Source organism: Streptomyces sp. NPDC020983, from assembly GCF_044333485.1.
Classification (GTDB): Bacteria; Actinomycetota; Actinomycetes; order Streptomycetales; family Streptomycetaceae; genus Actinacidiphila.
Window position 1 is genome coordinate 37321 of the sequence record NZ_JBIRRA010000017.1, and the last position, 13087, is coordinate 50407.

At 74.8% G+C, this 13087-nt stretch carries 10 protein-coding genes; 4 read left to right on the plus strand and 6 right to left on the minus strand.

Features of this window, described 5'->3' with window-relative positions; all coding sequences use genetic code 11:
• The first annotated feature begins 33 nt into the window (after positions 1-33).
• Positions 34-3120: an alpha-mannosidase gene (locus ACH4SE_RS31210; RefSeq protein ID WP_398546888.1), complete on the plus strand. Its 3087-nt coding sequence runs from the start codon at positions 34-36 to the stop codon at positions 3118-3120.
• 71 nt (positions 3121-3191) lie between these two features.
• On the opposite strand, the gene ACH4SE_RS31215 is transcribed toward ACH4SE_RS31210, so the two are convergent.
• The 3 genes from ACH4SE_RS31215 to ACH4SE_RS31225 all read right to left on the minus strand — a co-directional run bounded on the left by ACH4SE_RS31215 (position 3192) and on the right by ACH4SE_RS31225 (position 5771).
• Complete coding sequence (locus tag ACH4SE_RS31215; protein ID WP_398546988.1) at positions 3192-4055, minus strand: DMT family transporter; 864 nt, start codon at positions 4053-4055, stop codon at positions 3192-3194.
• A gap of 235 nt (positions 4056-4290) precedes the next feature.
• Complete coding sequence (locus ACH4SE_RS31220; protein ID WP_398546889.1) at positions 4291-5253, minus strand: SDR family NAD(P)-dependent oxidoreductase; 963 nt, start codon at positions 5251-5253, stop codon at positions 4291-4293.
• 74 nt (positions 5254-5327) lie between these two features.
• A complete protein-coding gene (locus ACH4SE_RS31225; RefSeq protein WP_398546890.1) occupies positions 5328-5771 on the minus strand; it encodes a hypothetical protein in 444 nt (147 codons plus the stop codon).
• A 159-nt stretch (positions 5772-5930) separates the two neighbouring features.
• On the opposite strand from ACH4SE_RS31225, the gene ACH4SE_RS31230 reads away from it, so the two are divergent.
• From ACH4SE_RS31230 to ACH4SE_RS31240, 3 genes are read left to right on the plus strand one after another with little or no spacing between them, the layout of a single operon-like run.
• Complete coding sequence (locus ACH4SE_RS31230; RefSeq protein ID WP_398546891.1) at positions 5931-7607, plus strand: FAD-dependent oxidoreductase; 1677 nt, start codon at positions 5931-5933, stop codon at positions 7605-7607.
• Positions 7604-9049, plus strand: a complete 1446-nt coding sequence (locus tag ACH4SE_RS31235; RefSeq protein WP_398546892.1) for an ATP-binding protein — start codon at positions 7604-7606, stop codon at positions 9047-9049. The genes ACH4SE_RS31230 and ACH4SE_RS31235 overlap by 4 nt, the downstream gene beginning before the upstream one ends.
• On the plus strand, positions 9046-9402 hold the full coding sequence (locus ACH4SE_RS31240) for a UBP-type zinc finger domain-containing protein (RefSeq protein WP_398546893.1): 357 nt from the start codon (positions 9046-9048) through the stop codon (positions 9400-9402). The genes ACH4SE_RS31235 and ACH4SE_RS31240 overlap by 4 nt, the downstream gene beginning before the upstream one ends.
• A 280-nt stretch (positions 9403-9682) precedes the next feature.
• On the opposite strand, the gene ACH4SE_RS31245 is transcribed toward ACH4SE_RS31240, so the two are convergent.
• From ACH4SE_RS31245 to ACH4SE_RS31255, 3 genes are read right to left on the minus strand one after another with little or no spacing between them, the layout of a single operon-like run.
• Positions 9683-10459 carry an ABC transporter permease gene (locus ACH4SE_RS31245; RefSeq protein ID WP_398546894.1) on the minus strand — a complete coding sequence of 259 codons (777 nt, stop codon included), beginning with the start codon at positions 10457-10459 and terminating at the stop codon, positions 9683-9685.
• Positions 10456-12054: an ABC transporter permease subunit gene (locus ACH4SE_RS31250; RefSeq protein WP_398546895.1), complete on the minus strand. Its 1599-nt coding sequence runs from the start codon at positions 12052-12054 to the stop codon at positions 10456-10458. Before ACH4SE_RS31250 ends, ACH4SE_RS31245 begins: the two co-directional genes overlap by 4 nt.
• Entirely contained in the window at positions 12051-12971 is a 921-nt protein-coding gene (locus ACH4SE_RS31255; RefSeq protein ID WP_398546896.1) for an ATP-binding cassette domain-containing protein, read from the minus strand. The genes ACH4SE_RS31250 and ACH4SE_RS31255 overlap by 4 nt, the downstream gene beginning before the upstream one ends.
• Positions 12972-13087 lie beyond the last annotated feature (116 nt).

Consider the following 13087-nt stretch of genomic DNA (forward strand, 5'->3'; position numbering starts at 1 on the left):
TCCGAACCGCCCGACGCACCGGAAGGCTCCGCCATGCATTCCGACCCCACCATCATCGAGCAGCGGCTGGACCGCGTGCTGAACCAGCGGCTTCGCCCCGCGGTGCACGCACGGTGCGTGCCGCTGGCCGTCGAGGTGTGGCACGCACCCGGCGAACCGGTCACGGTCGCCGAAGGACTCGCCGCCGACTACGCCCCCGCGCGGGTCGGCGACCGCTGGGGGCCCGCCTGGTCGACCAGCTGGTTCCGCGTCAGCGGCCGGATCCCGGAGGAGTGGGCGGGACTCGCCGTGGAGGCGGTGGTCGACCTGGGCTTCGGCTTCACCGACCCGGGCTTCTCCGCCGAGGGCCTGGTCCACCGCCCCGACGGCACCGCGGTCAAGGCGCTCAACCCCCGCAACAGCCACATCCCGGTCACGGCGGCCGCGGCGGGCGGCGAACAGGTGGCCTACTACGTCGAGGCCGCCGCCAACCCGCTGGTGATGCAGTCCGGGCCCGAGCTGCTGACCTTCCACCCGACGCAGGTCGGCGCGCGGGCACCGTGGCTGACCGGCGGTCAGGGCCCGGCCGGTGAGCCGCTCTACCAGCTGCGCCGGGCGGATCTCGCGGTCTTCGACCGCGAGGTCTTCGAGCTGGTCCACGACCTGGAGGTGCTCGGCCAGCTCGCGGCGGAGCTGCCGGAGCAGGCGACCCGGCGCTGGCAGCTGCTGGCCGCGATCGAACGGGCGCTGGACGCGGTCGACCTCCAGGACGTCGCGGGCACCGCCGCCGCGGCCCGCGCCGTGCTGGCCCCGGCGCTCGCGGCGCCCGCGGGTCCGGCCGCGCACCGCATCTCGGCGGTCGGGCACAGCCACATCGACTCCGCGTGGCTGTGGCCGCTGCGCGAGACGGTCCGCAAGGTGGCCCGTACGGTCTCCAACGTCACGCAGCTGATGGACGAGCACCCCGGATTCCGCTTCGTGATGTCGCAGGCGCAGCAGCTCGCGTGGCTCAAGGAGCACCGGCCGGACGTCTTCGCCAGGGTGAGGGAGAAGGTGAAGTCCGGTCAGTTCCTGCCGGCCGGCAGCCTGTGGGTGGAGCCGGACACCAACATCACCGGCGGCGAGTCGCTGGTGCGGCAGTTCGTCCACGGCAAGCGCTTCTTCCTGGAGGAGTTCGGCGTCGAGACCGAGGAGATGTGGCTGCCGGACACCTTCGGCTACAACGCGGCGCTCCCGCAGCTGATGAAGCTCGCCGGGGTGCGCTGGTTCCTGACGCAGAAGATCTCCTGGAACACCACCAACGTCTTCCCGCACCACACCTTCTGGTGGGAGGGCATCGACGGCACCCGGATCTTCAGCCACTTCCCGCCCGTCGACACCTACAACAGCGACCTGTCCGGTGCCGAGGTCGCCCGCAGCGAGCGGAACTTCCGGGAGAAGGCGCGCACCGACCGCTCGCTCGTCCCGTTCGGCTACGGCGACGGCGGCGGCGGGCCCACCCGGGAGATGATGGCGCGCGCCGACCGGCTGGCGGACCTGGAGGGCTCCCCGCGGGTGGCGGTCGAGGCGCCGGCGGACTTCTTCGCGAAGGCGTTCGCCGAGCACACCGACGCGCCGGTGTGGGTGGGCGAGCTGTACCTGGAATTCCACCGCGGCACCCTGACCAGCCAGCTCGCCACCAAGCAGGGCAACCGGCGCAACGAGCACCTGCTGCGCGAGGCGGAGCTGTGGGCGGCGACGGCAGCGGTGCGCCACCGGGTCCCGTACCCGCACCGGGAGCTGGACCGGCTGTGGAAGACGCTGCTGCTGCACCAGTTCCACGACATCCTGCCGGGCACCTCGATCGCCTGGGTGCACCGGGAGGCCGAGCAGACGCACGCGGAGGTCACGGCGGCGCTGGAGGAGCTGATCGGGCGGTCGCTGGCGGCGCTGGCCGGGCCCGACGAGGGCGGCGAGGGCGGCGAGGGCGGCGAGGGCGGCGAGGGCGGCGAGGTGGTCTTCAACGCGGCCCCGCACGCCCGCGGCGGCGTTCCCGCGCTGGGCGCGGCGCCCCGCTCCGCGCCGCCCGGGCGCACCCCGCCGGTCCCGGACGGCGACGGCTTCGTCCTGGACAACGGCCTGATCCGGGTCGCGGTCGACGCGCGCGGCCTGGTCACCTCCGTCCACGACATCGCGGCCGGCCGCGAGGCGCTGGCGCCGGGCGCACCGGCCAACCTGCTGCAGCTGCACCAGGACTTCCCCAACCGGTGGGACGCCTGGGACCTGGACGCCTTCTACCGCAACACGGTGCGCGACCTCACCGACGCCGACGAGGTCACGGCGGTGGACGGCGGGGTGCGGGTGGTCCGCACCTTCGGCGCGTCCCGGATCGAGCAGCTGCTGACGCTGGAGCGCGGCGCGCGGCGGCTGGACGTGGCCACGGTCGTGGACTGGCGGGAGCGGGAGAAGGTGCTCAAGGCCGCCTTTCCGCTCGACGTACGGGCCGCGCACTCCACGGCGGAGATCCCGTTCGGCCAGGTGGAGCGGCCCACGCACGCCAACACCAGCTGGGACGCCGCGAAGTTCGAGGTGTGCGCGCACCGCTACCTGCACGTCGGCGAGCCCGGCTGGGGCGCGGCACTGGTCAACGACTCCACATACGGGCACGACATCACCCGCGACGTGCGCCCGGACGGCGGCACCACCACCACCGTGCGGCTCACCCTGCTGCGAGCCGCCCGCTTCCCCGACCCGGACGCCGACCAGGGCGTGCACACGCTGCGGTACGGCCTGGTGGTGGGCGTGGAGCCGGACGACGCGGTGCGCGAGGGCTACCACCTGAACCTTCCGGAGCGGACGGTGCCGGGCACCGCGGTGGTGGCGCCGCTGGTCGCCCTCGACGAGGAGGGGGTGGTGGTCTCCGCGGTCAAGCTCGCCGACGACGGCTCCGGTGACGTGGTCGTACGGCTCTACGAGGCACGCGGCCGGCGGGTGTCCGCGGTGCTCACCCCGTCCTTCGCGCTGGGTTCGGCGGTGGCGGCCGACCTGCTGGAACGGCCGCTGCCGGACGACGGCAGCCACGAGGTGGCGGGCCCGGGGGTGCGCCTGCGGCTGCGGCCCTTCCAGATCGTCACCCTGCGCCTGGCGGTGCGGCGGCCGTGAGCCCGCCCCGCGGGCCGCGCCGGGCGGAGGGGGCCCGGCGCGGCCCGGGGGGCCGGGCCGCCCGCGGCCTTTCAGACGTTGAGCTCCCCCGTCAGCGGGACCGCCCGGGACAGGTGCAGGGTGCCTGCCGTGACCAGGGCGACGCCGGCCAGCTCGGGCAGGATCCACCAGCCGGTGCGGATGTGCTCGGCGAAGATCAGGATCCCCAGCAGCAGGCTGACGGTCGCGTCGCCGAGTGTCAGCGCGGGCTGCGAGGCCGCGATGGAACCCGCCTGGAGCGCGTTCTCCAGCAGGAAGACCGCCGTCACCCCGCACACCGCGAAGCCGTACGTCTGCCACGCCGCCAGGAAGGCGCCGAAGCCGTCGTCGGAGAAGGTGTTGGCGGCCGACTTCATGAGCGCGGCCGTCAGGGCGTTGCCGACCGCGGCGGCCGAGCCGAGCAGCGCGGCACGTGCCGCGCCCGAGCGCCGGTGCCGGGCGGCCGCGACCGCGCAGCCGATCGCCGACAGGCACAGCACCAGGGCCGGGGTCCAGCGCGCCATCGGCGCCTGCGGTCGCCCGCCGTCCGGTGCCGCGCTCGCGAGCGCGACGACCAGCCCGGCGACCATGCATCCCACCGACACCCAGCCCGCCCTGGGCAGTGTGCGGTGCAGGACGGGCAGCGCGATCAGCAGCGCGAAGGGCAGCTCCAGGATGAACACGGGCTGCGCGAGCGCGAGCGGGCCCGCGACGAGGGCGAGCGCCTGGAAGAGGGCGGCCCCGACCACACCGCCGATGCCCAGCAGCCACACCGGCTGGCGCACCAGGTCCATCATCAGCCGGGGCTTGAGCGCGTCCCCGGCCGGCACCGCCAGGGCGGCCTTGCGCTGGAAGACCGTCCCGGTGGCGTTGCTGGCCGCCCCCAGGAGCGCGAAGAGCACGCAGAGCACCAGCAGGGTCGGCCTCCGGTGGCGTCGGGCCCGGCGCGGGGGCGCCGCCCGGGCGCGGGGGTCCGCGGCCCGGCGCGGACGGGTTGACCGCCCCAGCATCCAGCGCTCCGGACCCGGCCCCCGTCACCCGCCGGGCCGACGGGCGCGCCCTTCACCCGTTCGGCCGCCGCGGGCCGGGGGCCGCCGCAGGCCGCCGTACCCCGGCCCGTACCGCCGCAGGTGCGGGCCGGGGGCCGTCTGGTCAGGCCGCGAAGGCGTCCACGCCGGTCAGCTCGGCGGACAGGGCCCACAGCCGGGCAGCCTGACCGGGGTCGACGGCGTAGTCGCGGACGCCGTTGCGGGTGCCGTCCTCCCGGGCGGGCGCGGCGATGTCGACGTCCTCCAGGTAGACCCCGCCGAGGCCGTCGAGCTGCGGCGACGTCGCCGCCCACACCTGGGTGGCCGCGCCCTCCTGCGGCGACTTGAACATCCCCGGGTTGAGCACCTTGCCGTCCTCGTCGATCCAGCCGCGCTCCATCATCTCGGCCTTGGACAGATGGCGCTGGAGCGGGGTGAGGATGCCGCCGGGGTGCAGGGCGAAGGCGCGCACGCCGCGCTCACGGGCGAGCTCGTCGAGGTGCACGGCGAAGAGCACGTTGGCGGTCTTGGCCTGCCCGTAGGCCTGCCACTTGTCGTAGCCCCGCTCGAACCACAGGTCGTCCCAGCGGATCGGCGAGTTGTGGTGGCCGCCCGAGGAGACCGCCACGACCCGGCCGCGGCCCCGCTCGACGGCCGACCACAGCCGGTTGACCAGGGCGAAGTGCCCGAGGTGGTTGGTGGCGAACTGCGCCTCCCAGCCGGGGCCCACCCAGGTCTGCGGGCAGGCCATGACGGCGGCGCTGTTGATGACGATGTCGAGGTCGCGGCCGGTGGCCAGGAAGCGGTCCGCGAAGGCGCGGACGCTGTCGAGGTCGGCGAGGTCCAGCTCGTCGATCTCGATGCCCGGCAGGCCGGAGAGCGCCTCGCGGGCGGTCTGCGGACGGCGCGCGGGCACCACCACGTTCGCACCGGCCCTGACGAGCGAGCGGGTGGTCTCCAGGCCGATACCGGAGTAGCCGCCGGTGACCAGCGCGAGCTTGCCGGTCAGGTCGATGCCGTCGAGGACCTCGTCCGCGGTCGTGCGGGCGCCGAAGCCCGAGCCGATCGGTTTCTGCGGTGTAGTCATGCCGTCGAGGCTAGGAGCTGGAGTGCACTTCAGCGCAAGCGCGGCCGGGCGGCGCGGCGCGCGGGCCGTACGGCTCAGCAGCCCGGCCGGACGGCGTCGGCGAACAGCCGGCCGTCCGGATCCGGGGGCAACCAGGACAGTGAGAGCCGCCAGCCGCCCTTGAACAGCGTCGTCAGCCAGAAGGAGCCGTCGTCCCTGCTCCCCCGCACCCGCCAGCCGTCCCGCGCCAGGTCGGCGACCACCCGGGCGGTCTGCTCCCGCGAGGCCGTCATCGGCTGCGTGCGGCTGATCACGCACTGCGGGGGCGGCGGTCGGCCGTGCGTCCACTTCTCGTCGACCAGGACGATCACCCGGTCGTTCTCCAGCAGCCCCTCGCGCGCGTAGGCCGCGCCGATCTCCCGTTCGGCCTCGCTCTTCGCCAGCGGCGGCCCGGCGGCCACCGCCGCCGCGCCGTCCGCCGCCGTGACGGCGGCGCACAGCACCGCCACCGCGGCCGCCGCCGCGCTCCCCACCCGCATCGCGTCCCCCCTGACGTCAGGGCGGAAGATTACGCGCTCGGCGATCACCTCGCACGCCGGGTGACCTCGCACTGCGGAGGTCCGATGATCACACTAGGCTGATCGGCGGACCTGTGCGGAGCGAAAACGCGCAGGCCGCGGACGGGGACGGGGATGCCCATGACAACGCCGGAGAGCACACGCCGATCCGTACTGCTGACCGTCGACGACGATCCCGGGGTCTCCCGGGCGGTCGCCCGCGACCTCCGGCGGCGCTACGGCGAGCGCTACCGGGTGGTGCGGGCGGAGTCGGGCGAGTCGGCGCTCGACGCGCTGCGCCAGATGAAGCTGCGCGGCGACCTGGTCGCGGTGATCCTCGCGGACTACCGCATGCCGCAGATGAACGGCATCGAGTTCCTCGAACAGGCCATGGACGTCTACCCCGGCGCCCGCCGCATCCTGCTCACCGCCTACGCCGACACGGGCGCGGCGATCGACGCGATCAACGTCGTCGACCTGGACCACTACCTGCTCAAGCCGTGGGACCCGCCGGAGGAGAAGCTCTACCCGGTGGTCGACGACATGCTGGAGAGCTGGCTGGCCTCCGACCACCGTCCGGTGCCGGAGACCAAGGTCGTCGGCCACCGCTGGTCGGCGCGCTCCTCCGGCGTGCGCGAGTTCCTGGCCCGCAACCAGATCCCGTACCGCTGGTACCTGTCCGACCAGGCCGAGGGGCGGCGGCTGCTGGAGGCCGCGGGGCACGACGGGATGCGGCTGCCGCTGGTCATCGCGCCCGGCGGCGACGTGCTGGTCGAGCCCTCGGACCAGGACCTCGCCGCGCAGGTGGGGCTCGCGACGACCCCCGCCGAGGAGTTCTACGACCTGGTGGTGGTCGGCGCCGGGCCCGCGGGCCTGGGCGCGGCGGTCTACGGGGCGTCGGAGGGCCTCAACACGGTGCTGGTGGAGCGCACCGCGACCGGCGGGCAGGCCGGGCAGAGCGCCAGGATCGAGAACTACCTGGGCTTCCCCGACGGCGTCTCCGGTGCCCAGCTGACCGACCGGGCGCGCCGCCAGGCCACCCGCTTCGGGGCCGAGCTGCTCACCGCGTGCGAGGTCACCGGCCTGGAGGTGAGCGGGCCGACGCGCACCGTGCGGTTCGCGGACGGCTCCGCGGTCTCCGCGCAGAGCGTCATCCTCACCACCGGCGTGGCCTACCGGATGCTGGACGTGCCCGGCATCGCCGAACTCACCGGCCGCGGCGTCTACTACGGCTCCGCGCTGACCGAGGCCGCGGGCTGCGAGGACCAGGACGTCTACATCGTCGGCGGCGCCAACTCCGCGGGCCAGGCCGCCGTCTACCTCTCGCGCGGCGCGAAGTCCGTCACGCTGCTGGTGCGCGGGCCCTCGCTGGAGGCGTCCATGTCGCACTACCTGATCCAGCAGATCGCCGCGGTCCCCTCCATCTCGGTGCGCACCGGCACCGTGGTGGAGGCCGCCCACGGCGACGACCACCTGGAGGGGCTGACGCTGCGCGACACCGCCACGGGCGTCACCGACATGGTGGACGCCCAGCGGCTGTTCGTCTTCATCGGGGCCGCGCCGCGCACCGACTGGCTGGACGGCACCGTCCGCCGGGACGCGCACGGCTTCGTGCTGACCGGGCCGGACCTGGCCGCGGAGGGCGAGCGGCCCGCCGGGTGGGAGCCGGAGCGGCCCCCGTACCACCTGGAGACCAGCGTGCCGGGGGTCTTCGCGGCCGGCGACGTCCGGGCGGAGTCCGCCAAGCGGGTGGCGTCCGCGGTCGGCGAGGGCGCGATGGCCGTCATGCTCGTACACCGCTACCTGGAGGGGCTGTGACCTCGACGCTGCCGTGCAACCCGGAGGAACTGCGCTCGCTCTTCCTCTTCGAGCACCTGTCGGACGAGCAGCTGGACCGGCTGTGCGCCTCGGGCCGCATCGACTCCGTCGGGCCCGGCCCCGTCTACGCCGAGGGCGACCCGGCCACGTGCTTCTACGTGCTGCTGGAGGGCACGGTGGTGACCTCGCGGCGCGTCGGCACGGACGACGTGGAGGTCAACCGCACGTCCATGAGGGGCGTCTACGCGGGTGCCTTCCAGGCGTACCTGGGCGACCGGGTGCCGCAGCTCTACACCAACTCGCTGCGGGTGACCGAGCCGTCCCGCTTCTTCGTGCTGTCCGCCGACGAGTTCGCGGGCATCGTGCGCGAGTGGTTCCCGATGGCGGTGCACCTGCTGGAAGGACTGTTCTTCGGCAACCAGACCTTCCAGCAGGTCGTCAGCCAGCGCGAGCGGCTGCTCGCGCTGGGCTCGCTGTCCGCGGGTCTGACGCACGAGCTGAACAACCCGGCCGCCGCCGCGCTGCGCGCCACCTCCGCGCTGCGCGAACGGGTGGCCGGCATGCGCAGCAAGCTCAAGGTCCTGGCCGGCGGCCCCTACCGGCAGTCCGACCTGGACACCCTGATCCAGGTGCAGGAGCGGGCCGTCGAGCGGATCGCCAAGGCCCAGGAGCTGAGCCCGCTGGAGACCTCCGACCAGGAGGACGCGGTCGCCGACTGGCTGGACGAGCACGGCATCCGCGGCGGCTGGGACCTCGCCCCGGTCTTCGTCCAGGCCGGGCTCGACCAGGAGTGGCTGGAGCAGGTCGCGGCGGCCGTGGACCCCGAGCTGCTGGAGAGCGCGGTGCGGTGGCTCAACTACACCGTCGAGACCGAGCTGCTGATGAACGAGATCGAGGACTCCACGACCCGGGTGTCCGGGCTGGTCAACGCGGCCCGCCAGTACTCGCAGCTGGACCGCGCGCCCTTCCAGGTGGTCGACATCCACGAGCTGCTGGACAGCACGCTGCAGATGCTCGCCGGGAAGATCGGCCCCGGCGTGCAGGTGGTCCGGGAGTTCGACCACACGCTGCCGCGGATCCCCGCCTACCCCGGCGAGCTGAACCAGGTCTGGACGAACCTGATCGACAACGCGGTCTCCGCGATGGAGGGCTCCGGCACCCTCACCGTGCGCACCTCGCGGGACCACGGCAGGCTGGTGGTGGACTTCCTGGACACCGGACCGGGGGTCCCCGCGGAGATCCGGCAGCGGATCTTCGAGCCGTTCTTCACCACCAAGCCGGTGGGCCAGGGCACCGGGCTCGGGCTCGACATCTCCTGGCGGATCGTGGTCAACAAGCACCACGGCGACCTGGACGTCGCGTCCGAACCCGGCAGCACCCGATTCCGGGTACGTCTGCCGCTCACCGCAGACTCCCCCGACACCGAGGAGGCCGCCTCATGACCACCCCACCCACCCCGGGCATCGACCCGTCCGTGCCGCCGAGCGGCGACGGCTGCGCCGACTGCGACCAATCCGGCGGCTGGTGGTTCCACCTGCGCAGGTGCGCCACCTGCGGCCACATCGGCTGCTGCGACAGCTCCCCGGCGCAGCACGCCGGCGCGCACGCGGCGGCCACCGGCCACGACGTGATCCGCTCGTACGAGCCGGGCGAGGACTGGTTCTGGAACTACCGCACCGAGAGCTACGTCGAGGACGGCCCGGACCTGGCCCCGCCCCAGCACCACCCCACCACCCAGCCCACTCCCGGCCCCGCCGACCGCGTCCCCTCCGACTGGCGCTCCCGGCTCCACTGAGGCCGTGCGGGAGGCCGCCGCGTCCCGCCTCTCCGAGGTCCTGGCGCGGCCTCCCGCGAGGAGGGCTGTTCGCGCCGTTCCGCCCGCCCTGGTCCGCCGCCTGCGTGCCCGTGCGGACGCATGCCCTTCCGGGCAGGCGCTTCCGGGGCCGCGGGACCGTGTCTCCCGTGCGGCCCGCCCTGCGGGAGCGGGCCCGGCCCCTGCCCCGCGGAAGACCCGCGGGGCTCCTGGCGGGGCAGTCCGCTGCGCAGGGGGCGCACAGGCCGGGACGGGGGGCGGGTCAGGCGTCCCGCGCCCGGAGGGCGACAGCCCCGGCGGCCAGCCCGGCCGCGGCCCAGGCCGCGAGGACGCCCAGCCCGGCGTAGGGACCGATCGGGGTCCGTGCCCCGGGGAGCGTGCTCTGCACCGCGAGCCCCGCCGTCATCGGGCCCACCCGCTGGAGGCGCTCGTACCAGTCGGGGTCGGACACGACGGACGCGACGATCGGGAAGAGGTAGAGCAGGCCGAGCACGGCCCCCACCGCGGCGGCGGAGTCCCGTACCGCGGTGGCCAGGCCCAGGGCGAGCAGCCCGACCAGCACCAGGTACGCCACCGAGCCGGCGGCGGCCCTGAGCACCGGGCCGTGCGCGGCCGAGAAGCCGGTGAAGCCGTGCCCGGGCAGGATGAGCAGACCGGCCAGCAGCGAGCCGGCCACGGCGACGGCCCCCGCGGCCAGCACCGTGCCGCTGAGCACCGCCGCCTTCGCCGCGAGGACCGTGCCCCGGCGCGGCACCGCGGTGAGGGTCAGCCGGATCATCCCGGTGCCGTACTCCGCCCCGACGAGCAGCACGGCGAGCACCGCCACCCCCGCCTGGCCGGCCTGCACACCGGCCAGCGCGGCCTTCGCCGGGTCCTGGCCGCACTCCGCCCCGGCCGCGACCCCGCAGTGCACCGCCGCCGCGCTCGCGGCGCCGACGGCCACGGTGCCGACGGCGATCGCGGCCGCCAGCCACAGCAGGCCGGGCAGCGTGCGGACCTTGGTCCACTCGGCGTGCACCGCCTGCCGCAGCGCGCTCACGCGTCCCTCCGGCGCAGCCGCACGGCCGCGAGGCCGACCGCGGCGGCGGCGTAGCCGCACAGCACGGCGAAGCCGGCCCACGGGGCCAGCGGGAAGTACCCGGCACCGGGCGAGTAGTCGGCGGCGACCTGCGCGTACTCGTGGGAGCTCTGCTGGACGGCGAACGCCGCGGCCGGGGTGACACGGGTGAGCCAGCGGGACGGGCCCGCGGGCAGCATCCCGGACACCGCGAGGATGTACGGCAGCACGATCGCGACCACGACCGCGGTGACCGCGCCCGTGCCGCGTCGCAGCAGCGTGCCGACGGCGAGCGCCAGGACGCCGGTGACGGCGAAGAGCCCGGCGGTGCCGACGACGATCCGCAGCTCGGTGCCCGCGGACAGCTGGTGCACGGCGAAGTGCTTGTGCTTCTCCACCGCCCCTACGAGCGGTACCGCGACCAGCGCCGCGGCCAGGCCGGTGCCGAAGCACAGCCCGCCGGCCACGACGACCTTGGCCACGAGCACCCGGCCGCGCCGGGGGGCGGCGGCGAAGGTGGTGCGGATGAGGCCGCGGCGGTATTCGGCGGTGACGGACATCGCGGCGACGACGGTCACCACCACCAGCCCGGCGAAGGCGCCGACGAGGCTGTCCTCCACCGACTTGCCGGGCTCGTCGCGGCCGCGCACCACGGGCGCGACGTCGCCGCTGCCGGTGAGCGTGTACGTGCCGCCGGACTGCCGGTAGCCCAGGCCGGGGTCCTTGAGGGGGCCGGCGTCCGCACCCAGGGTGTCGCCGGTCCACGTGCCTCCCACGGTGCCTCGCACCGTGACGGAGTCGAAGGCGGCCGTCGCGGTGCTGGGACCGCCGTCGACCGAGGCTCCGCTGAGCGAGCGGGAGGTGACGAGGTATTCGGGCGAGGTGCTGAACAGCCCGATCTGCACGGTGTCCGGCAGTCCGGGCAGCCGTGCCGCGCCGATCCGGGTCCAGTGGGTGCCGTCGGCGGAGTCGTACCCGGTGAGGGTGTCGCCGCTGCGGGTCAGCCGCACCCAGCGCGGGGTGGCGGCGGTGGCCCTGCCGGGCATGCCGGCCGTGTCGTGCGTGTAGTCGTACTGCAGGCGTATCCCGTGCGCCCCGGTGAGCGCGACGGCGGCGTACGCCGAGCCCGGCTCCGTACCGTCCTTGACGATGACGCCGGCCTTGGCCCAGGGCTGGACGCCGGAGGCGAGACCGCCGCCGGCGGAGTCCGGGGAGGCGTGGCCCTGAGGGGCGTAGCGGCCGGTGAGCGAGGTGATCCGGGCGGTGACGGAGCCGTCGCCGGTGAGCGGGCGGTGGACGAGGGTGAGGGCGTCGCGGACCTCTTCGCCGCCGGGGCCGGTGGGCAGGGTGTGGTCGCAGGTGCCGCCGCCCGGGCCGCTGCACACCATGCTGCTGCCGGCCGCGCCGAGCAGGCCTACACCGACGGTGACGACGGCGGCGGCGATCAGCCCGGCCACCCAGCCGCGCACCGTCCGGAATTTGGTGAACTCGGCGTGCAGCAGCCGCCGGAAGCCGTCCCGGCCGGGGGTCTGCGGGGAGCGGTAGGGGGTGGTGGTCCCGGGTGCGGGCGCGGTCACAGCGCACCTCCGGAGCGGAACTCGACGGCGTCGCGGGTCAGTTCCATGTACGCCTCCTCCAGCGTCGCGCGGTGTGCGCTCACTTCGGAGAAGGGCAGTTCGGCGCGCCCGAGCAGCGCGGTGACCTGCTCGCCGGCCAGTCCCGTGACGGTGAGTGTGTCGCCGCCGGTGGCCGCGACGGTGGCGCCGGCCTGCGAGAGCAGGGTCATGGCACGCACCCGCTCGGTCGTGCGCAGCCGGACGCGGTCGCCGGAGGCGGACGCGATCAGCTCGGCGACCCCGGTGTCGGCGATGACCCTCCCGCGGCCGACGACCACCAGGTGGTGCGCGGTGTCCTGGAGTTCGCTCATCAGGTGGCTGGAGACCAGCACCGCGCGGCCTTCGGCGGCCAGCGAGCGCAGCAGGCCGCGGATCCACACGATGCCTTCGGGGTCCATGCCGTTGAAGGGCTCGTCCATGATGATCACCGGCGGGTCGCCGAGCAGCGCGGCGGCGACCCCCAGCCGCTGGCGCATGCCCAGCGAGAAGCCGCCGGCCTTGCGGCGGGCCGCCCCTTCCAGGCCCGCCTGGGCGATGACCTCGTCGACGCGGCGGGCGGGCAGGCCCTGCGAGTGCGCGAGCCACAGCAGGTGGCCGCGGGCGCTCCGGCTCGGCTGGAGCGCTCCGGCGTCCAGCAGCGAGCCGACGTGGGCGAGCGGGTTGCGCAGTTCGCGGTAGGGGCGGCCGCTGATCAGCGCGGTGCCGGAGTCCGCGGCGTCGAGGCCGAGGACCACGCGCATGGTGGTGGACTTACCGGCGCCGTTGGGCCCGACGAAGCCGGTGATCCGCCCGGGGGTGACGGTGAACGTCATCCCGTCCAGTGCCGGTGCCGTCCCGAACCGCTTGTGCAGTTCGCGGACTTCGATGGTTGCTTCCATGGAGGAAGAGGCTAGGAAGCCCGGAGCCGCGGCGCGTCACGCGGTGGAGCGGTCCTCGGCGTACCGTCGCAGGGGTACACCGCGGGGGTGGTGTCCCCCCTGAGATGTACGGCCGG

Coding starts and splice junctions, on each gene's coding strand:
- ACH4SE_RS31210 (WP_398546888.1), top strand. CDS start 34: ATGCATTCCGACCCCACCATCATCGAGCAGCGGCTGGACCGCGTGCTG.
- ACH4SE_RS31220 (WP_398546889.1), bottom strand. CDS start 5,253: ATGACTACACCGCAGAAACCGATCGGCTCGGGCTTCGGCGCCCGCACG.
- ACH4SE_RS31225 (WP_398546890.1), bottom strand. CDS start 5,771: ATGCGGGTGGGGAGCGCGGCGGCGGCCGCGGTGGCGGTGCTGTGCGCC.
- ACH4SE_RS31230 (WP_398546891.1), top strand. CDS start 5,931: ATGACAACGCCGGAGAGCACACGCCGATCCGTACTGCTGACCGTCGAC.
- ACH4SE_RS31240 (WP_398546893.1), top strand. CDS start 9,046: ATGACCACCCCACCCACCCCGGGCATCGACCCGTCCGTGCCGCCGAGC.
- ACH4SE_RS31255 (WP_398546896.1), bottom strand. CDS start 12,971: ATGGAAGCAACCATCGAAGTCCGCGAACTGCACAAGCGGTTCGGGACG.